Source organism: Oceanobacillus bengalensis, from assembly GCF_003628445.1.
Classification (GTDB): Bacteria; Bacillota; Bacilli; order Bacillales; family Amphibacillaceae; genus Oceanobacillus; species Oceanobacillus bengalensis.
The window spans coordinates 23,140-43,122 of the sequence record NZ_RBZO01000033.1 but is presented as its reverse complement, the minus strand read 5'-3'; the positions used below and the strand labels follow the sequence as shown (position 1 = coordinate 43,122).

General features: G+C 36.5%; 13 protein-coding genes and 1 pseudogene. 6 read left to right on the top strand and 8 right to left on the bottom strand.

Annotated elements, in window-relative coordinates; genetic code table 11:
* Nucleotides 1-450: 450 nt before the first annotated feature.
* The 4 genes from D8M05_RS16740 (at nucleotide 451) to D8M05_RS16725 (ending at nucleotide 3,371) form a co-directional block, all read left to right on the top strand.
* Nucleotides 451-1,170 carry a YwaF family protein gene (locus D8M05_RS16740; RefSeq protein WP_121133863.1) on the top strand — a complete coding sequence of 240 codons (720 nt, stop codon included), beginning with the start codon at nucleotides 451-453 and terminating at the stop codon, nucleotides 1,168-1,170.
* A gap of 188 nt (nucleotides 1,171-1,358) precedes the next feature.
* Nucleotides 1,359-1,730: a GntR family transcriptional regulator gene (locus D8M05_RS16735; protein ID WP_121133861.1), complete on the top strand. Its 372-nt coding sequence runs from the start codon at nucleotides 1,359-1,361 to the stop codon at nucleotides 1,728-1,730.
* Entirely contained in the window at nucleotides 1,727-2,599 is an 873-nt protein-coding gene (locus D8M05_RS16730) for an ATP-binding cassette domain-containing protein (RefSeq protein WP_379542980.1), read from the top strand. The genes D8M05_RS16735 and D8M05_RS16730 overlap by 4 nt, the downstream gene beginning before the upstream one ends.
* Nucleotide 2,600: 1 nt before the next feature.
* Nucleotides 2,601-3,371, top strand: a complete 771-nt coding sequence (locus tag D8M05_RS16725) for a hypothetical protein (RefSeq protein WP_121133858.1) — start codon at nucleotides 2,601-2,603, stop codon at nucleotides 3,369-3,371.
* Between the two features lie 71 nt (nucleotides 3,372-3,442).
* Here the strand turns inward: D8M05_RS16725 and norA are convergent, their stop codons facing one another.
* Complete coding sequence (gene norA, locus D8M05_RS16720) at nucleotides 3,443-4,645, bottom strand: multidrug efflux MFS transporter NorA (protein WP_121133856.1); 1,203 nt, start codon at nucleotides 4,643-4,645, stop codon at nucleotides 3,443-3,445.
* A 422-nt stretch (nucleotides 4,646-5,067) separates the two neighbouring features.
* Here norA and D8M05_RS16715 point away from each other — a divergent pair, with 422 nt between their 5' ends.
* On the top strand, nucleotides 5,068-7,848 hold the full coding sequence (locus tag D8M05_RS16715; RefSeq protein WP_121133854.1) for a bifunctional diguanylate cyclase/phosphodiesterase: 2,781 nt from the start codon (nucleotides 5,068-5,070) through the stop codon (nucleotides 7,846-7,848).
* 45 nt (nucleotides 7,849-7,893) lie between these two features.
* On the opposite strand, the gene D8M05_RS16710 is transcribed toward D8M05_RS16715, so the two are convergent.
* A complete protein-coding gene (locus D8M05_RS16710) occupies nucleotides 7,894-8,130 on the bottom strand; it encodes a hexameric tyrosine-coordinated heme protein (RefSeq protein WP_121133852.1) in 237 nt (78 codons plus the stop codon).
* A 270-nt stretch (nucleotides 8,131-8,400) separates the two neighbouring features.
* On the bottom strand, nucleotides 8,401-8,772 hold the full coding sequence (locus tag D8M05_RS20780) for an SEC-C metal-binding domain-containing protein (protein ID WP_281271929.1): 372 nt from the start codon (nucleotides 8,770-8,772) through the stop codon (nucleotides 8,401-8,403).
* Nucleotides 8,773-9,190: 418 nt separating this feature from the next.
* On the opposite strand from D8M05_RS20780, the pseudogene D8M05_RS16695 reads away from it, so the two are divergent.
* Nucleotides 9,191-9,917: pseudogene (locus D8M05_RS16695) on the top strand (MerR family transcriptional regulator).
* 254 nt (nucleotides 9,918-10,171) lie between these two features.
* On the opposite strand, the gene D8M05_RS16690 reads toward D8M05_RS16695, so the two are convergent.
* From D8M05_RS16690 to D8M05_RS16670, 5 genes are all read right to left on the bottom strand, one after another.
* Nucleotides 10,172-10,996: a hypothetical protein gene (locus D8M05_RS16690; RefSeq protein WP_121133850.1), complete on the bottom strand. Its 825-nt coding sequence runs from the start codon at nucleotides 10,994-10,996 to the stop codon at nucleotides 10,172-10,174.
* A gap of 1,030 nt (nucleotides 10,997-12,026) precedes the next feature.
* Nucleotides 12,027-16,490, bottom strand: coding sequence for a coiled-coil domain-containing protein (locus tag D8M05_RS16685; protein ID WP_121133848.1), 4,464 nt, complete (start codon nucleotides 16,488-16,490; stop codon nucleotides 12,027-12,029).
* Nucleotides 16,468-17,214 carry a DUF6063 family protein gene (locus tag D8M05_RS16680; protein WP_121133846.1) on the bottom strand — a complete coding sequence of 249 codons (747 nt, stop codon included), beginning with the start codon at nucleotides 17,212-17,214 and terminating at the stop codon, nucleotides 16,468-16,470. Before D8M05_RS16680 ends, D8M05_RS16685 begins: the two co-directional genes overlap by 23 nt.
* Complete coding sequence (locus D8M05_RS16675) at nucleotides 17,211-18,728, bottom strand: hypothetical protein (protein ID WP_245985481.1); 1,518 nt, start codon at nucleotides 18,726-18,728, stop codon at nucleotides 17,211-17,213. The genes D8M05_RS16680 and D8M05_RS16675 overlap by 4 nt, the downstream gene beginning before the upstream one ends.
* Nucleotides 18,719-19,792: a Wadjet anti-phage system protein JetD domain-containing protein gene (locus D8M05_RS16670; RefSeq protein ID WP_121133842.1), complete on the bottom strand. Its 1,074-nt coding sequence runs from the start codon at nucleotides 19,790-19,792 to the stop codon at nucleotides 18,719-18,721. Before D8M05_RS16670 ends, D8M05_RS16675 begins: the two co-directional genes overlap by 10 nt.
* Nucleotides 19,793-19,983 lie beyond the last annotated feature (191 nt).

The following is a 19,983-nucleotide window of genomic DNA, read 5'->3' as shown; positions in this document are numbered from 1 at the left end:
TTAAACATGAATGGTCCTTCTTTTAGAATGAAAGAAACCGAAGAATGGATAAAAACAAGTGCTGATAAAGTGGCTCAAAATTAACTTGCGAAATGGCTCACTTTTCACTTGCGAAATACAAATAAAAGTAGAGCAGAATCTTAGTGGAGGAAAGACACGAAGACTCCTTGAAAAAGAAAAGCACTTTTTCTGCGTGCGATGTATCGCTGACGTAGCCTTCCTTGTTCTGCGGGAGGATAGGCCTAGGTGAGACTACGGAGTGCGTCAGCACGGAGAAGGCTCACCAGCCGCCCGCGAAAAGCGAAGTGTCTTTCCGGAACGATGTTTTTAGGATTATAATTCTGAATTAAGTAAGTCAACAATTTATATCAACTATGAATTTAATCTACAATAGCTGAAAAACGACAATCTTTTAGAAACAGCCTAGTGAAAAAAGGAGTGAAACAAATAATGAGTTGGTGGAGTGAAGATACTGCGTACATTCAAATTCTTAGCATTGATCATATAATTTATCTTTTCATACTAGCAATATCTCTTGCAGTGCTAATTTTGTATCGTAATAAGGTAAAAAGAAATCGAAAACAGATTGCAGCTTGCTTTCTCATCCTATCAATTCTTCAACAAATCTTGCTTTATAGCTGGTACATTTTCGAGACTGGATTCGATGTATCCGAATCACTCCCATTGCAGATTTGTAGAATTTCAACCTTACTAGGAATTTGGTTTTTGGTGACCAAAAATATAAAAGTACTTGAAATCATGTTCTATTTTGGACTTTTTGCATATGGTTCTTTTTTATACCCGTCACGGATTCATCCTGTATATCACGTCATGGGAATATCATTTGTCGTGAACCATGTAATAACCATTCTTCTTCCTTACTTTGGTTACATTGCTTACCAGTGGAGACCAAAATTCAAGGGATTTCTTAAAGCCTATTTACTTTTCTTAGTCTATTTCGCTTTTGTTTATGTACTTAATCCATTTATCGATGGGAATTATTTTTACTTAAAGTACCGCCCATTTTTCAATGAATGGCCTAATTACATTTATGTACCAGTAGTCCTTATCGTTGTCTTCATAGGGTTCTACTTAGCTTTTGTAGTAGTGAGGTCTGCCTACAGAATATCATCGAAGCAAGAAAAAATGGATGAGAGGTTTTCTGGATAAAACATAAGATTAATACTATTTATACGAGGCGCATGAATTATTCATGCGTCTCGTTTTTTACTCATCAAATAATACACCTTCACAGTATTTTTTCAAAAATTTATTGACAGTACACTTACATCCTGTTATAGTTATACACATAAGTATATAACCATAACAGAGGATAACCTAAAAAGGAGGGAAGTCTAATGATAAGTAATTTTAATGAAGATAAACCAATTTATATTCAAGTCCGAGAACAAATTGAAGATCAGATTATCAATAACCAGCTGAAAGCGAACGACCAGGCTCCTTCTACAAATCAGCTTGTTAATTATTTCAAAATCAATCATGCGACAGTTTCTAAAGGTATAAATCAGCTTGTAGAAGAGGAAATACTATATAAGAAAAGAGGTATTGGTATGTTTGTTGCCGAAGGAGCAAGAGAAAAACTACTCGAGAAACGACGAAAATCATTTATAGAGGACTATATCGTTACACTTGTTCAAGAAGCCAATAAATTAGAAATTACGAATGAGGAAATTCTTACCTACATTAAAAAAGTGAAAGGGAGTAAATAATCATGAATATCAAAGCTACAAACCTTCATCTTGCTTATGGAAGTGACGCTGTACTACATGACATAAACTTTGAAATAAACGAACCAAAAATCTACGGTCTGCTCGGAAGAAATGGTGCAGGTAAAACATCACTCCTGTCCATTATTGGTTCATTTCGCGAAGCTACTTCTGGCCAGTTACACATTAATGGGGAAGAACCGTTTGAAAACGCGCGGATAATGCAAGAGGTAATATTAATGTACGATAAGGATTTTACTGGTGAAACAGATCCTCCATCAAATATCATCGAACATATTAAACGCTACCGTCCGCATTTTGATTTAGAATATGCGATGGAATTACTAAAAAAATTCAAATTAGAAGGTAAAAAACCGGTAGCAAAACTATCAAAAGGAAAGCAATCTGCATTTAATGTAGTTGTTGGATTAGCTAGTCGATCACCAATCACCATTTTTGATGAGGTATATCTTGGAATGGATGCACCAGCACGAGATCTATTTTATAAAGAGCTATTAAAGGATCAAGAATTGCATCCGCGAATTATCATTCTATCTACACACCTTGTCTCTGAAATGGATTATTTATTTGATGAGGTAATTATTATTAATGAAGGAAAGATACTTCTTCAAGAACCTTATGATGATATCGTATCTCGTGGTGTGACCGTAGTTGGTAGTAAACAATCTGTGGATACGTTTGCTGCGGGGAAAGAAATACTCAATGAAGAACAATTAGGAGACACAAGATCCGTAACCATTTATGGTGAAACAAGTGAAGCCGATCGATTATCTGCTTTAGAACTCGGGCTTACGATTGGTCCAGTTTCACTCCAAGATCTGTTTATCCAGCTTACAAAGGAGGAGGATTAACATGAATCAACCTAAATTATTTCCCAAAGTTTCCTTTGATTTATTTTGGGTACAACTCACTTGGACTTTTTGGGCTCTCGGTATTTTCCTAGTAATTAACCTTGGCAAAATTATCTTAAGTGAACACGTAGATACATTTTATGCTGCCAGCTATGTAGGAGCCAATATCTATATGCTAGTCATCGGTATTATTTCAATAGCTTTTCTGACATATTATGTAGAAAATGGTGTAACGCGTAAAGACTACTTCCTTGGAAATGTTGTTGCAAGTCTTGGTTTATCGATCGTCCTGCCAATTCTTGCTTATCTTATTAGTTTGATAGAAAAATTAATTTTAAACTTTTTTACGCATATTGTATTAACTGATCCTAAGTTAGATGAAATCGCTATTGATATTGACGGTAATATTATTGGTGAGATCTTGCTATCGTTCCTACTAACACCATTTATTAATCCAGAATCAAATATTCTTCTTTCCCTTGGATTATTCAGCCTACATCTCTTCGTATTTTATCTAGTTGGCTGGTTAATAGGTGCTGCATTTTATCGTTTAAACGTTGTATTCGGGATACTATTTATTGCTATTGCAATTGGTATTATTGCTTTCAAGGACTCCATGATACGGTTAATGCTTGATATACCATTATTCGAAAGCTTTTCCACATTAGATTTTGTTCCAAAAGGCTTTGCACCAGCCCTTGTAGTAGTTACTATTCTCATAACGATTATTCTTATTCGTCAGCTAACGAAGCGTGCTGCCATAAAGATGTAAGAATAGCATCTAAATAGAAGAGGCGCATGAATGATTCATGCGCCTCTTTTTTACTATACTATAATGAGTGATTAAGACTCAGTTACTCTTGTCATCGCTTTATGACTACTGTCATTTCCCCGAGCCTTCCAGAGGAATGTTAAAACAATCCCTACCACAAGTACGACAGTAGAAAAATAGTAAGGATAATGAATATCTATATCAAATAATATACCACCTAAAATTGGCCCCATGATGTTTGCTAGACTTGTAAACATCGAGTTCATTCCCCCGACGAAACCTTGTTCTTTCCCAGCTATATTGGAAAGATACGACGTAACGGCTGGACGGAATAAATCAAATCCCACAAAAACAAGAAATGTAACAAGCAAGACAGACCAGTATGTTTGAACGACAGTCATGAAAAAGACAAGTATTGCAGATAATATTAAACAGTAACGCATCAGTTTAATTTCACCCCAAATTCGGGTAAGCTTATCAAAAAGGATGACTTGTGCAATTGCACCAAAAACAGCACCACCTGAAATGACAATGGCTATATCTCCTGGTGTAAACTGAAACTTATGATCTGTAAATAAACTAAAGAACGAATCAAAAGCCGCTAAACCAAAAGAGGAAATAAATATTAAAATAAAAGCAATAAAATATCCTGGTGCAAAGATACGTTTGATTCCAGAAATCTTCACTTCAGATTCTAGTACATCACTACTTTCTTCCTCACGCCTTGGCTCCGTTAATACAATAATAGAGAGGATTGCAGCAGTTGTACCAAGCCCTCCAGCAAAGAAGAATGGTACTCGTGTTCCAATCTCCGCTAAAAATCCACCTATGCCTGGTCCAATGATAAAACCTGTACTAATTGCAGCAGACATATAACCCAATGCCTTCGGGCGCGTTTCCTTTGTCGTAATATCTGCTATAAAGGCTGTAACAGCTGGCATAATGAATGCAGCACTAATTCCACCTAATATACGAGAAATGAATAATGTTTCAATATTCGTACCTAATCCAAATAAAAATTCGGATATACCGAATATAAATAACCCGATGACGATAATAATTTTTCTACCAAACTTATCTACGGCCTTCCCTGAGATTGGTGAAACAATCAATTGAGCAATCGCAAAAGCTGCAGTAAGATAACCAACCGTTGTTCCAGTAATTCCTAACTCATTCATTAACGTTGGAAATACTGGTATAACTAGACCAATTCCCAAAAACGCAATGAATAAATTCAATAGTAGTAAACCTAAGGTGACATTATATTTTTTCATCTTCTGTGTTCTCCTCTAGCAACAAATGCATAAATAAACTTATTTTGTTTGCCATCATAGTTTGCAAATTTTTTTATTAAAGCTTAAAAACCCTGTATAAGCGAATTATACAGGATTGTTAAGATAGTATCTATTATTATTTTACTGGCACTTTCAGGCAACAATTTTTGATTACATCTTTCTTAAATTAATGATTTGCGTATTCGAAAAGCTGGTCAATTGTTTCACTGCAAAGTCACTTATGTTTGAGTTCTATTTTAACTTGCAAGCTGGTTCTGCCTCCCCTCTACTTGCGACTAACAGAAAAAAGCCGTCATGATCCTCTACCGAGTAGTTAAGGTTAAACATTCTATTTATGAGAAATACTAAACCAAGTCACCTGAGCAATCAACAATTTTTTTCTAAATGGAGTGAGTTATGGAATGATTCAGGCAGCATTTAATCCTTTATTGGCAATTTTTTCTGTATTTATTGCAGTAATCTCTTCATATACTACTTTAGTTTTGGTGGAAAGAATTTTTGATGGTAAACGCTCTAGAAAGATGAGCTGGATTATTTCTGGGACATTAGTGATGGGTACCGGTATCTTTTCCATGCATTTTATTGCAATAATTGCTTTTCATGTCGACTCTCCAATGACTTATAATGTATCCCTTTTATTTTTATCTTACTTAAGTGCACTTTTATCTGCATTTGCTGCATTTTACATTCTTTATGCCGATCCCCTTACAAAAGCAAAAATAGTGTTAAGTGGAGTTATGATTGGTATTGGAATTATTCTACTACACTACATAGCAACATTTGCAACGCATGAACCTGTTCAAATTCAATATCAATCAATTTATTTTTTCCTTTCCATTTTCATTTCGATCGTGTTCTCAATCATTTCTATTGTATTATTTGCCAAAATGAAAGAGGGACCACACATTTCAAACGTAAACAAGGGACTTGTTGCAATTGTTTTGGGGCTTACTATTTCTATCATGCACTTTGCAGGTATAAAGGCAACACATTTTCCAGAGCAAAACCACGACCATTCATTAAATAATGAGATTGATACATTTACATTAGGAATCCTTCTTTCTTGCAGCACACTTATTATCATGATTATTGCACTATTTACTGCCTTTCATGACTATCGTGCATTAAAAAAATCAAAACGTTTATTTAATCAAATAAAGGAAAGCGAGGAGCGATACCGCCACCTTGTTGAACTATCTCCCCAACCAATTGTTGTTCATGATGGACAAGAAATTTTATTTGTAAATGAAATCTGCTTAAAAATTATTCATGCAACGAATAAAGATGAACTAATTGGAAAGTCAATTATTGAGTTTATCCTCCCCCAATATAGAGCAGTGGTTGAGGATCGTATTCAGAAATTACAAAATGGGGAACAAGTAAAATCGATGGAGTTACAAATCATGACCTTCAAGGCTTCCATTATTGATGTAGAAATCGCAGGGATAGGAATACGATATGATAATAAAGCCGCCTTTCAGCTAGTACTAAGAGACATTACAGAACAAAAGAAAGTAAAAAGGGAATTGGCCGAGCAAAAACAACGGTACCGGTCCCTCTTTGAATATAATCCAGATCTCGTTTTCTCAATGAATCCACAAGGTCACTATACAGAATTTAATTCTACCGTCTGGGATATGTTAGGTTACTCTAAGGACGATTCACTTCAAATGTCTTATCATGACGTTGTTGATTCTAAATATTTAGATATAACGAATGAAAACTTTAAAAAAGCGCTTGAAGGCAAACCTCAAAAATACGAAATAGAGATTATTGCTAAAAATGGGGAGAGAATTCCAATAAATGTTACAAATATACCAATTATCGTAGAAGGTATGGTAAGCGGAGTATTTGGAATTGCTAAAGATATGTCAAAAGAAAAAGCAGCACTCAAGAAAATAGAAGAGCTTGCTTATACAGATCAGCTTACAGGTCTTCCTAATCGTACATGGTTTTACAACTACATTTCTGAAGTAGTGGAGAAAACAAAAGTACACCAGCAAACCATTGCGATCCTCTCTATTGACTTTGATAATTTTAAAAATGTTAATGATACACTTGGACACAACATAGGGGATTTATTCCTAAGACGCGTCTCTGAACGATTGATAAAATGTCTTCGTAAACATGACAAAATTGCAAGAATTGGTGGAGATGAATTTATTATTATTTTAGAGGATGTAACAGAAGAAGAGGCCATTCAATTGGCTAAACTTATTCTTAAAGTAATGAATCAGACAATGAACCTATTTGGACATGAAATTGTTGTCACCCTCAGCATCGGTATTAGCATACATTCTGATTTCAAGCTGGATTTAGAATCAATGATTAAACAAGCAGATTTAGCTATGTACTTAGCAAAGGAACAGAGAAAAAACAATTATCAGCTTTTCACAAAGGAATTGAATGAGAAAGTCACTCGTAGATTAAAATTAGAACGTTCCTTACGAAAGGCAATCAAACAAAAAGAATTAAAACTTTACTATCAACCACAAGTCGATATTCAAACCGGAAAACTGTTAGGAATAGAAGCTCTACTTCGATGGAACCCTTCATTCGGGTTTGTATCCCCTAATGAATTTATTCCAATTGCTGAGGAAACAGGACTCATTGTTCAAATAGGAGAATGGGTTATGAATGAGGCTTGTCGCAAAATCAAACAATGGGAAAAACACGAATTACTTAACGTCCCCATTTCTATTAATGTATCAGTAAGACAATTTAGGGATTCTAATTTCGTACGGAAAGTAAAAGAAATCATATCGAAAGAGAAAATAAACCCTAAATTTCTTGAAATCGAAATTACGGAAAGGGTCATGTTTAATGTTGAAGAATCATCCGAGTCAATTAAAGATTTGAGAGAATTTGGGATTATGGTTGCAATAGATGACTTCGGAGTAGGCTATTCTTCTTTATACTTAATAGCTAATCTTGATTATGACACACTTAAAATAGATAAATCACTTATTGATGACTTATTAAATAACGAACGAAAAATGGCTATACTGAGTGCAATTATCGATGCAACAAATAATCATAAACGAATTATTATAGAAGGCATTGAAACAAAAGAACAAGTAGAAGTCTTAAAAAACTTCTCCGTCATCGGACAAGGATACTTTTTCAGCCATCCTCTCCCAGCAAAGGAGTTGGAACTAAAAGTGAAGCAAATAGGGAGGTAGTTGGGCTCAAGGATAGAGGGACAGTTTTTTCATCATTAAAGCAGATTACTCAAAATTTGATTTCCAATAGTTATTTGCTGCAGCTACTGTTTGAAAATGAATCGAAATAACTTGTGAGGCGGCGATTAGACTATCTGCATTCTTTGAATACTTCGGCCGTAGCTTCTTTCTAACTGGAACGGAAGGCTGTGTATATTCCACTCCCTTTTGTGCCAGCTTAATAGCTAATTCAAAACCCTCTTGAGGCGTATCCGTTTTTAAGCTTTTAATCCAACTTTCCATAAGACCCATCCCCTTTATGACTATATATATCTAGTCTATAGATGACTGAATCAAAATATTCGTAGTAAAGGAGATGGGAGTTTCAGGGGCAATCCCCTACTTCTCAAATCACTAATTCTACCACTCGCTTTTATAATTCTAAACTACCAATCACAAGAGCTAGTCTGGATTTTTGAACAGCATGATAGACCCCTTTTTTATATGTGAAAATATAATACCAAAAAAAGCCGAAAAAGGGAAAATAGCATCAGATTCCATAACCAGCATTCCTCAACCACAACACTTCTTATATTTTTCCCCACTACCACATAAACAAGGATCATTCCTACCGATTTTCTGTTCATTAACCACTGGAGCTTGTACATTCCCTTCCAAATCTGAATCCATAGAATACGTTTCAAGGTACTCTGGAAGTTTTGCTAGTCTTTTGCAGTAACGCTTTTCATTAAATCTTTCTTTACTATTCATAACATCATAAATCTCCTCAGTCAGTACAGCCGCAATCATCTCTTTTGATTCATCCTTTGTATAGCCGAAATCCATTAATCTATTTAAAGTTCTCTTTGTACATTTCGGGTCATTATCACGTAATTGATTATCTACTACTTCTATTAGTTGGGTCTTTAATCTATAATTAGCCACTTTTATCGCTCCTTTAAATTGTTATTTAGTAAATGGTTATATTATTCTAGTATTCCATGAAACAATTATTTATATAATGTTTTTCGAAAATAAAAAACCCACAAACGTTGATGTAGTAACATTTGTGAGGTTTTCTATTTTTGATCCCCGTAGTCAAGGTCGTCGAAACAAGTCTGGAATCATTGAATTTATAGGATTTTACACTAGTGAGGTGAGATACTGCTTGTTATTCATTTACAGAATTTCGGGGTCAGTCCCCTTACTAGGTTCTTATATAGTGTTTTTCTCCCTGCGGAATGATTTATATCCTTATTGAAGCTTTGCAACTTGATGTTAATAATTAAAAATAAATTTATCATTCATATTGACTCTCACGTTACGGGATACTTTATAGTAACTAGTGAAGGGAGCGAACAAGATGAAAGTGAAGGAAGTTGCTGATTTAGTGGGAATTAGTGTGCGCACACTACATCATTATGATGAAATCGGATTATTAATCCCAGAGGAAACCACTCAGGCTGGTTATCGTGTATATTCTGAAGCGAATCTCGAAACCCTGCAGCAAATCTTATTTTATAGAGAACTCGGCTTCCCTTTAAAAAAAATCAAAGAAATCATTGATAGCCCATCATTTGACCGGCAGGAAGCACTGGAACTTCAGCATAAAATGCTTCTAGAAAAAAAGAGCCGACTCGATAAAATGATCAGGACAATTGAAAAAACCATTCAACATTCGAAAGGAGAAATACAAATGTCAAAACAAGAAAAATTCGAAGGCTTTGACTTTAAGCCATAACCTGTATGAAAAAGAAGCAAGAGAAATGTGGGGTGATAAAGCAGTCGATGAAGCAAATGAAAAAGCGAAAAACATGACTGCTTTTGATCAAGAAAAATTCAATGGAATTTTTCGTAGCCTTGCTACCATTCGCAATCTTTCACCTGATTCCAAGGAGGCTCAAGAAAGTATTAAGGAGTGGTACCAGTTCTTAAACACATTCGAGAACTACTCTCTTGAGGCATTCAAAGGATTAGGTCAAATGTACATTGATGATGAGCGCTTCACCAAGAACATCGACAAATTTGGTGAAGGCTTAGCCAAATTCATGCGTGATGCGATGGCCGTGTATGCAGACAAAAATAAATAATAATGTTTGTCCAGTAGGGGGTATGGCTTTTGTCATAGCCTCTTTTTATGTATCTTTTCAATAGATTGAATCACAAACTTAAAATTTCACCACATTTATAATACCTTATAAATTTAATAATTAATCTGAAATAATTTATATAAAAGTGGTGTTCCTAATGTTAAATAAATGGGCTAAATGACAGGTGAACAGGCCAGAATTGATGCAATACCTAATAACACATTATGATGCTCTAATTTGAACATTAATGAAGTTTAGATAAATTTCGGAAAACGGATTTCCTTTCTTAAATTTATATTTCCTTGTTCTTGTTCACGAAGTATCTTTTGTTTCACCAATTCGAGATGCTCTTCTTTTGTAAGTTTCTCCATTTGGTCAACATATGTAACTTTTTGAATTTCAGCTTGTAATTTTTGTTTATCACTTGCGAATTGCTTTAAATATCGTTTAACTTCAAAGCTTACAAACTTAGCAAGCTCTTTCTTTTGATGGATGTCTTCACTTATGTATTTATACTTATCAATTGAATTGAATTCACTTGTTAGTTGTTTGTATTGAATATAATCCATTTCACCCGATACATTTAGCATGTAGTCAATGTCTTCCGTTTGAAAACCTTCGTGAATTTTCATCCTCATCAATTGTATAAATTCATCGTATAATTTTACTTGTTCCTTTTGTAGCTCCATAGTTTGAGATAATGCTTGATAACAGTACTCATAATTATATTTTTGTTCATCTGATAGTGTTATTTCATGTAATATCTTATCGAGACATTCCCATGTCCTGTTGAAAGGATCCATGTTTATTCTTGCCCGCTGGCCACCATTTTGATTGATACTACCTGCATTTGTATACAATAAAGCGATTTTCCCTAATGCATCATCAAACGAGTCTAATGGCACATTCGAATCAGGGGAAATAAGTCCAAAACCAGTATTACGTTTTCCTTTCAAATAAAACACCATGTGAAATTCCGTACCATGAAGATGAAGGTATTTTTCATCTATCATAAATTTTTCGAATAACTTTTTATGTTCTTTTGCCTGTCTCTCCAGTAATTTTTGTGTGTTATTCAATTAAATCTTCCTTCCATTTTACACAATTCCCGTTATAACATCAGGAATTTATTTTGTTTTTGGGATCTGTCCCCACTACACTATCACTTTAGTACAGTGGGGGACTGGCCATTTTTACTATTCCATTAATTAAATTTGAAAATTACATTATTTCATGTATAATATAAATTGGATAGGATTAAAATAAATAGAGACCTGAGTACACCTATACTCAGGCCTAAGCAACTACCTCCGCATGAAGAGCGGTTGACCAGAATTTTATAATTACCAAAAAAGTAACTATCCAATCCTTTGGTCGGGGTGATGGACAGTTACTTTTTTCTTATTTCTCTGACGATTTGCATTACAAGTATCAGCACATTTACGAGAACTAGACCTGATGTTAATGCCACGATGATTGCTTCGTATACCGTCATCTTTACCACCTCCCTTCACCGGGGAGTTGGCTAACCGCCCATCCACTTTATGTAATTGCTACAATTAATATTTTAACAATTTTCTGTCATAAAATCTATTATAGAAAAGATTAAATTTCCCCTTACTTCTAGTTTAAGAGTATCTATTAATTAATTTGTCCCATTTATTTAATAGATACTCTTATATTGGTTCAGTTTATAAGACTAGACCCCACAGCCCTAACCTACTCTTTTGTTTAATTCTTCTGCTACACGTTTCCCGTCTACAAATACCTCTATAATCGCAATAAGTAAATTAATAGTCTTTTTCATTCCGCACCTCTTCCTAATTTAGCAATTTATTAATATTTATTTACAAACTAAGGAAGATTTATACTATTAGTTACATAGAATAATATTGTAAGGTTAATATTCACAAAAATATTAAACCCACTTATAGGTACTATTCGCATTCGCAAGCAGAAGATGAGATAAAGTCTATTGATATTTTTTCAAGATATATAGGCTCAGAGCATTTGCTCTGAGCCTATTCTATGTTGCTTATAAATTTCTCAATTACTTTCGCTATAAGCTATCTATCTTTATGGCTAATGGATCTAATCTTTCCTTATATGTTATTGCCCGATTTCCTCGCCTTGAAAAATTCGAAAAGCAGGTACAATCGTGTCCGTAATAATTTCTTTCCCTTTTTCACGAATGAAGTCGAGTTTATAATAGGCTTCAAATCGCTGGCTAATTTCTGTTTTCACCAATTCAGGTGGCGTAACAATGATGAATTGGAACTTCAGTTTGTCCGCGACAGCAAAGATTGGATCGAGGACATGGGCGGATGCGGCTTGTCCAAATGGATTATCCACAACTAGTGGAACCCAACTTTGATCCGTTTCACTCTTCACAGATAACAACATCATCATCATCACCATTCGAGCGGATAACTTTTGTCCGCCACTACCATCAGATTTCGTCTTCGAACCTTGATTAATCGTTTGCCATGTTGAATAGTGCTCCCGCACGGGTTTCCCGTACATAAACGCATTGTCCGTTCCCATCTTATAGACAAGGAGCTCCGGATATCGGTTTCTAAGCGACACAAATAATATCTTCTCATCACTAACGAGTTGTTCAATTTCTTGGTCCAGTGACCGATTATTTTCGTCAATTAAATCAAATCGCTTCGTAATTTCATTGATAGCTGATACAAAATGCTGTTTTAAAAGCGGCTCTATTTCTTCTGCCTTTTTCGGTAAAATATCCTCTTTGAGCTGCACAAGTGGGAACGTTCCTCGTTCGTTTTTCAGCTTCATTTTTGCAGTCATCGCACGAATGGCTTCTGAAATGCTCATAACCTTCATACTCGCGCGACTGGCCCAGAAGTTTTGCGCCTTTTCCGCTCTTTCCTTATCCCGTTCTAATTGTTCCAAACCACTTTGTGAGAATCGCTTCATATTTTTCACAACGGTCCTGATATGGCTATAATGCCTTGTATCCATATGATCCAATGTGGTTAACACTTCATTTTTAAAACGAATCTCCCAATCTTTCCCTTCGATGGTCAGTTTTAAATTACGTAGGGATTGTTCAATCTTCGCATGCTTTTCTTGGCCTTCTTCCTGTAAGGCTTGATGGTTCTCACACCAGGAAAGAATACAGGATTTACCTGTTCGCTTAATTTTTTCAACATCTTCATCCGTGAAAACGGCAGCTTCCTCCTTCAAAATAACAGATAGTGTCAGCATATCGCCTTCATAAGCCGCAATATTCGCTTCCGCTTCCTTCTGGCGTTTCTCCGTATTTTTAATATCAGCTTTCGTTTTCTTCGTTTGGTCCTTAATTTCAACAGCCTTCACTTCTAAATCCAAGTCTTCCCAAGCCTCAGGTTGTTTTTCATGCTTCGCTACCTTTTTCTCAGACTTTTCCCGTTGTGTGATTGCGTGCTGAACTGACGTTTCCGCTACCGTGACTGCCGTCCCTTGTTCTCGTTCTTCTTTCTCTGCTGCCTTCGTGTCCTTCGTTGCCGTTTTCAACATATTTTCTAAAATAGAAATGGGTTCTTCTGGCTCTTGTGCGTCCATCCACGCTTCGTTTAGAGCCTTCAATTTTTTCTCGAGTTTCTTTTGATTCTTTCGTTCGCCTTCTTTTTTGGTCTGAATAACGAGCAACTCTCCAGCTTGTTCTTCTTTTGATTTATGCAAGTTATTTAACGCCTGTATACTTGCCGTTATTTCTTCTAAAATATGGGCCGATAAATGTGGGCCCTCTTCGGATATTTCACCTTTTTTCTCACTTGGAAACGCTGCTTCGGGGATGAAGAAGGCAATTTCCTTAATCGATTGTTCGACAGAAAGCTTCCATTCTAAATACGTATGATTCCACTTGCTTTCGAGCGCCACGAATTCTTCGTGTGCTTGACTGATTTCTTGTTGAGCCTTCGTAATAGATTCCTTTTGTTTCTCTTTCTCTTGTTTAACCCGCTTATTTTCTTGATAAAGCTCCTTCTCATTCGCAAACGCTTCTAATCGAGCTACATTCTCAGATAGCTTTTCAATTTTAGCTTGAGTCTTTTCCAAGTCTTCTTTTAACTGCTGCCTTATTTCTTTTTCTTTCTCTTGTTTGGTGATAATTTCTTGTAATTGTGTTTTCTTTGAATGAAGGGCACTCCGTTCAGCAACCAATGTCTTTTCAATCTCACTCGAAAGCTCAGCCGATACAAATCGATCGATTTCTTTCAATATGCGACGATAGGCGTTTTCTGTTTTTTCCAGTTCGCTCAGTGTATTTTGCTTCTCTTCAATGGCTTCGGAGATTTTAATCTTCCAATTGGAAAATTGACGTTTATCCGTTAACAGTTCTTTCTCGGTTCCGTTCAGAACAACAAAAGCGGCGTGACTCTGATTGTTCGTCATTTCCTCCCGTAAGAAAATCGGAACCGGACTATTAAACATCCGAGCCTTAAAGCTCTGCTGATTAATCTTTTCCCATTGTTGCCCGCTAACGACTAAACCATACGGAAGAAGAGGATATGCGCCCAATTGATTCGCTAGTTCCTCTGGACTGAGGGATTGTAGAAATTGACTTCCATAAAACACATCGATCCCAGTCTTCTCATCAATCCATTCCTTTAATTCTTTTATATCTTTATTGGCAATCCAGAAGGGCTCATCATTTAAGGAATAATCAAGCTGGCTTTCCCATAATTCCTTCTTGATAACTTCCGCTTGTTCTAAGGTTTGCTTCAACATGTCCTCTATCTGGAGTGCATAATTAGATAAAAGCGAAGGCGTAAAGGTTTCTGCAACAGCATCTAGGTAAGCCATAAGCTTTGCTTTAAGTTTAACTTCTTTTTCTTTTTGAACAGCATTAGCTTTCGTCAACGCTTCACATTTTTCTTCAGAAAACTGAATGGATTGGGACAATGTCCCCTCTTCAGATGCTAATTTGTTTTGCCGTTCACTCGAAGCTTGGTCTTTAGCTTGAATTTCTTCTAGGCGTGCCTTTTTATCTTCCATTTGTTTTGAAAAACTATCGATTAAACCTGGTAAATCATAGGTCAACCTGTCACCAAATTCTTTTGTTAATGCTGCTTCCTTTGACTCGTAAGCATGCATTTCTGTATACAGATTATCAATCTCTGTACGAATTCTAGCAATCTCCTCGGTTTTTTGTTTATCCTGTTTAGCAAGCTCTGCCGCTTTCTTTTTCAGATATTTTTGATAACCGAAATACTGCTGCACTTCCTTCTGCAAGCCATCAAAGGATAGCTCCCATTGTTTTCTTGCTTCCGCTTTAATTTCATCCATCCGTTGATTGACTTCTTCTAAAGCACTGTTTTCTTCCAGCTTCACAATGGAACCCGAAAGAGAACGTATAACTTGTTCAATTTCACTCCACTCTTTTAGTAAAAGTTGAAATGCCAGTTCGTCTTTTCGTTCCTGCTTTTCTCCCGCAACCTCTTGTAAGGATACATGCTTCTTCTTTTCGTCAGCCAATTTCTTTTCCCAGTCCAAAACCTCACGATGGGATTTCGCAAATTCTAAATTGTCCTTTTGATAACGTAAATCATCTTGTTTACCGAGTAATTCCTCCATCTCTTTTTCTAAAGAAAGGAGCGTTTGTTGTTCGATGCCCTTTAAATGCTCCAGAGCCCCCAAGAGTTGCCGGCCTTCCTTAATTCCTTGCTGAACAATTTCTTTATGCTCGGCACCTTTAGCCAAGTGTTCTTCAAACGGAACAATATCTTCTAGAAACTCCTTATGAGCTTGTTCTCGTTTTAACAACACAGGCAAATCTTTTGCAATACTGGCCTGACTTTTGAAAATTTCTACTAAATCATTCTTTTGATGTTCCGTTCGATGTAAGACCTGACTAATCGTAGGAACGATACGCTTTTGGAAGAGGGAATGGTCATCCTCTGCTCCCTCAAAGTATTTCCCTACGCCACCTTCGTCTTTGTTAATATCTTTTAAAACATCCCAGTCTTTACGGTTAATCGCATATGTATCAAGAATCCGATAATGCTTCTTCGTATCTTTATATACATCAAAGCCATTCCAGCGTAAATAGTCTTTCAAACTCTCATTTTCCGCAACTTGTCCGTCTTCATAGAGAGGAATATGCTCGATAGCTCCTTCTTCTTTCGTCTCAAATTCCCTCGTATAAAATGTAATATTTGGAATGATTTTTGCCTCTTGTTCCAACGTTTTATTTTCAGCTTCGACTTCCTCATTCATCGAAATGCGCTGTTCTGCCGAGAACATGCCGCCTGTAATGAGATGATGGCGATCAGCACCATCTAATTCCCACCCGATCAGCACATGAAAGGTATACGGGATGAACTGCTCCTTTTGATTAAAAAAGAACTGCTGATAATACCGATTGTTTTGTTTACCCCAAGCTGTTCCAGGTTTAATCATTTGAAAAATAGCTTGTAGGAAAACCCCTTTCCCGCCTCCGTTCATCATCGAGATTAGACCATTCGTAGAAGTCTTTTCATTATGAAAGTTAAACGTCGTGTCTTTATATTGTTTTTGCATGCCATCGTATCTTAGGCCAACAATTCTAATCTTGTGTATCTTCGGCATGCTCATCCTCCTTTTGTTTCACCAATTTTTTCATAAATTCATAGCGGTCATAATCATGATATAAGTATTCAATTCGTTCAAAAAGTTCTTGTTTCGGTATGACCTTAGGTATATCATCAGGGTCGAGAACTACGACAAGTCCCTCGTTTTCTAGTAGCTTTATGGAACTTGCAATCAGACCGATACGTGTCCGTTTATTGGCTTTTTTAACGCCAAAATCATCTTTATCAACCTCCATATACTTCCAGGTCGTGACCACGTCTTTCATATCAATTCGCTCTTCCACACCAAAATCGGCATTTGTTTTCAGGATACTATCCCAATTCATAATAAGATCATTCACTTGCCGTTCTAAGGAATAGTAGCTGATACCTTCCCGCTTGGTTCGAACCCTTGCAGCCTGATTCCGATCAATACTTGCTAAAAAAGCCATCAGCACGACACTAATGAGATGAAAATGTTTTTTCGTTTCGACTTGCTTATGCTTTTCCCTCATATGTGTAAAATTGGTCGCAAAGACAGAACCCGTTGGCTGAACGACTAAGTGAATCCGTTTCGGCGATTCAATGATATATGTACCCGATTCATCAGCCATTAACAGGACTGTCTGTCTTACTTCCGGTTCAAAATAGTCCTGAAAAAATTCACTTGTTTCGTCAATCACTTTTTCTTTTAATAATGAAAAATAGACAGCCGACGCTTTTTTGATGATTTCTGCATTCATTGTTGTCTCTCCTCTTCTACACAGATTTTAAACGGTGTGATCTTCATCTCATACCAGACGAATGGCTCAGCACGATGATCAAATTCCGTATAAATCTTTAAACCTTCAAACTGCTCAAATTGGGCATATTCCTGCATCAATTTGTAAAGTAGAATCTCCCGTTCATCACTAATCGTCGCTTCATTCCGATGGAGAACTTGCACCTTCAGCGGTTTTTTATCAAACATCATCCATAAATCAATTGTTTCCGATTCTTCAAACCATAAATCTTGCACCTCTAAAGGCAACTCAGATAAATCGGTTAAGGAAAACTCTTTATTTACTTGTAAAAATTGAAAAACATAACTCCATGCCTTAACGACCGAATCCCAATTGGTGATACGCTTTTCTACGATATGCTCTTTCTCTTCATCTTCTTCTGTAACATCGATTTGTTCTCTTTCATCGAATTCTTGCTCGCCCCAGATCCAATCAAGTGGAAAAATGAATGCATTTTTCGGTGAAAATAACGGTGAGAGGATTGTTTCCACTTCGGAAAAAGCCTGAACACCTTCTTTCAAGAACCAATTTTCATACATATGCTCCCGAAACGACACCAGACTGTTCTCCCAAAACAAGGAAGGATTTTCCGCCTTTAATTTCATTTCGTACGAGATATTTTGAATAACGAGTTTTGCAAAGCGATCATGCAATGCCCTAGAATGTCCAATTTTTTCTTGAAGGAGAACCAATTCCCGATGAACCACGTCATCCTCCGCATTTTGGCGTTTGGTTTTCTCGATCATGCTCGTAATGGTCCGGAAGTGATTCTTTTCTTCTTCAAACTGCTTTTCAATTTCAATCCGATTGTCAGCTCTTTGCCTCTCTGCTTCTATTAAAAGGATTTTGGGATTATTGGTCATTTCCTGCCTGAAGGAGAATTCTTTGGCCATTAAGCGGTTGACACGTGAAATGAGGTGATCAAGATTTCGAGTTGCTTTACGAAAATTACCGTTTTTAATCAGCTGAATACTATAAAGTTGTTCAATTGTAATTGAAAACTCTTCTGCCATTTCCCTGCTCATAAAGATCATTTCCTGCGCTACATCTGTCAGTTTATATACAAGGGAATTACCAATTTCTAAATTCGTATAGACTTCATCCATCGTCACATATCGGAAGACCTGTGTCTCCCAATTTTGCCGAACTTCATCATAATAATAGGCTTCAAATGGCCTGCTGAACTCTTCTTTACCCGAGTACAGGAGCCCACTCGTAATCCGTTCAATTTGCTTCTCATCCGCTAAAAGCTTCATTTGCTTGATCGTATCTTCTACAATATATTTAATATCGGATTTCCGCCGCTGGTCATCATCATTTAATTCGCGATAAAAGATGGTGAGGAGCACTTGCATGAGGATGGTTTGGATATAGGGTTTTAACTCGCCGACTTCCATTCCTCGGCCCAGCTCAAACAGTGGATTTAGTCGCTGCATTCTTTCTGCAAAGCCTTCCCATGATTCGTTCACTGCCATCGCCTCCATGTTTCAATCGTTAAAACTTCTTGTGGAATTCGCTTATTTTCTTCCCATAATTGGTTTAAAAGACGCTGTTCCTCTTCCGTAAACCACTGGAAAAAGGCATCGCGGTATTTCGTATTTTGCATTTGCCCGAGTTTCTGTTCATTTCGTTGGTCTAGGCACTCTAGCATTTTCCGATATATTTTTAATGCGGGCTGGATACTAGTATCTGGAAACTTCTCCATTAACCGAATGATAATCCCATACCCCGCAGCATCGAGGTCACCTACATAATAAAATAGGTAGTTTTTCGGGGGAAATATTTGAAAGAAAAAAGAAAAACTCCGTTCGATTTTCGTTCCTTCTCCATAAATAATCAACTCGGGTTCATAATCAAGCACCTCCGCTTCCAACAACTTAATAGAAGTATGGAAGAATGATAGATTTTCCACAACCAGGATCCGCTGTACATCCTTCATTTCTTTTCCCTGCTTCAGCCAAAACACAAAAGGCTCCCCATAGTTCATCATTTTCAACTGTTCTTCAGGAATGCCGATTCGAGTTAAAAATCCACGCCCCTCGGGAAAAAGATCACTATCTAATAGGAACTTTTCATGTCCAAACAGTTCAAGACTTCTTTCTTCGATGGACACAACCTCCCGTTCCCGGGCTGTTTGTAGGAATGTATATAATTTTTCAATTCGTACCCATTCTTCTTTGGTTTGATATTCAGGGTGGTGCTCATAATAGGAAAAATCGAAGTGATTACTTAACTTCATCATCTCCAGCCGATCCCATTTCGTTTCCTCATGTCTAACATTTACCCAGTAGTACAATGGGAGAGCTGGTGACTTACCATTATATTGTTTATTTTGAATCGGTGTGAGTACGCCTTCATCCTGCAATTTTTCTACTGTCTGGTAAAACCTTTCATACCCATTCATCTCAAAATAATTATCTAAAAGCTTACGTAATTGAAACTCCAAATCATTTATATTAATCTTCTTTTTTTGTTTTGGATGCCTGATATCCCGGGTAAACCCACGCACTCGTGTTTCTATCAAATCGATTATACTCACCTACTTCATATTCTTCCCATCACAAAAATCTATCTACTATTCTATGGGATACCTCTTAATTATAAACCAAAATGCGGATAGTGTGGAAATGGAATTTTGGTGAATTCCACCGTAGTTCTTTTATATCAGATAGTGCTCCTACCAGCAAAGCTTGCTTTGAATGATAATGATAAGAGAGAAGTATTCAATAT

Coding starts and splice junctions, on each gene's coding strand:
- D8M05_RS16725 (WP_121133858.1), top strand. CDS start 2,601: ATGAATCAACCTAAATTATTTCCCAAAGTTTCCTTTGATTTATTTTGG.
- D8M05_RS16710 (WP_121133852.1), bottom strand. CDS start 8,130: ATGGAAAGTTGGATTAAAAGCTTAAAAACGGATACGCCTCAAGAGGGT.
- D8M05_RS16735 (WP_121133861.1), top strand. CDS start 1,359: ATGATAAGTAATTTTAATGAAGATAAACCAATTTATATTCAAGTCCGA.
- D8M05_RS16675 (WP_245985481.1), bottom strand. CDS start 18,728: ATGGCAGTGAACGAATCATGGGAAGGCTTTGCAGAAAGAATGCAGCGA.
- D8M05_RS16740 (WP_121133863.1), top strand. CDS start 451: ATGAGTTGGTGGAGTGAAGATACTGCGTACATTCAAATTCTTAGCATT.
- D8M05_RS16680 (WP_121133846.1), bottom strand. CDS start 17,214: ATGAATGCAGAAATCATCAAAAAAGCGTCGGCTGTCTATTTTTCATTA.
- norA (WP_121133856.1), bottom strand. CDS start 4,645: ATGAAAAAATATAATGTCACCTTAGGTTTACTACTATTGAATTTATTC.
- D8M05_RS16685 (WP_121133848.1), bottom strand. CDS start 16,490: ATGCCGAAGATACACAAGATTAGAATTGTTGGCCTAAGATACGATGGC.
- D8M05_RS16715 (WP_121133854.1), top strand. CDS start 5,068: ATGATTCAGGCAGCATTTAATCCTTTATTGGCAATTTTTTCTGTATTT.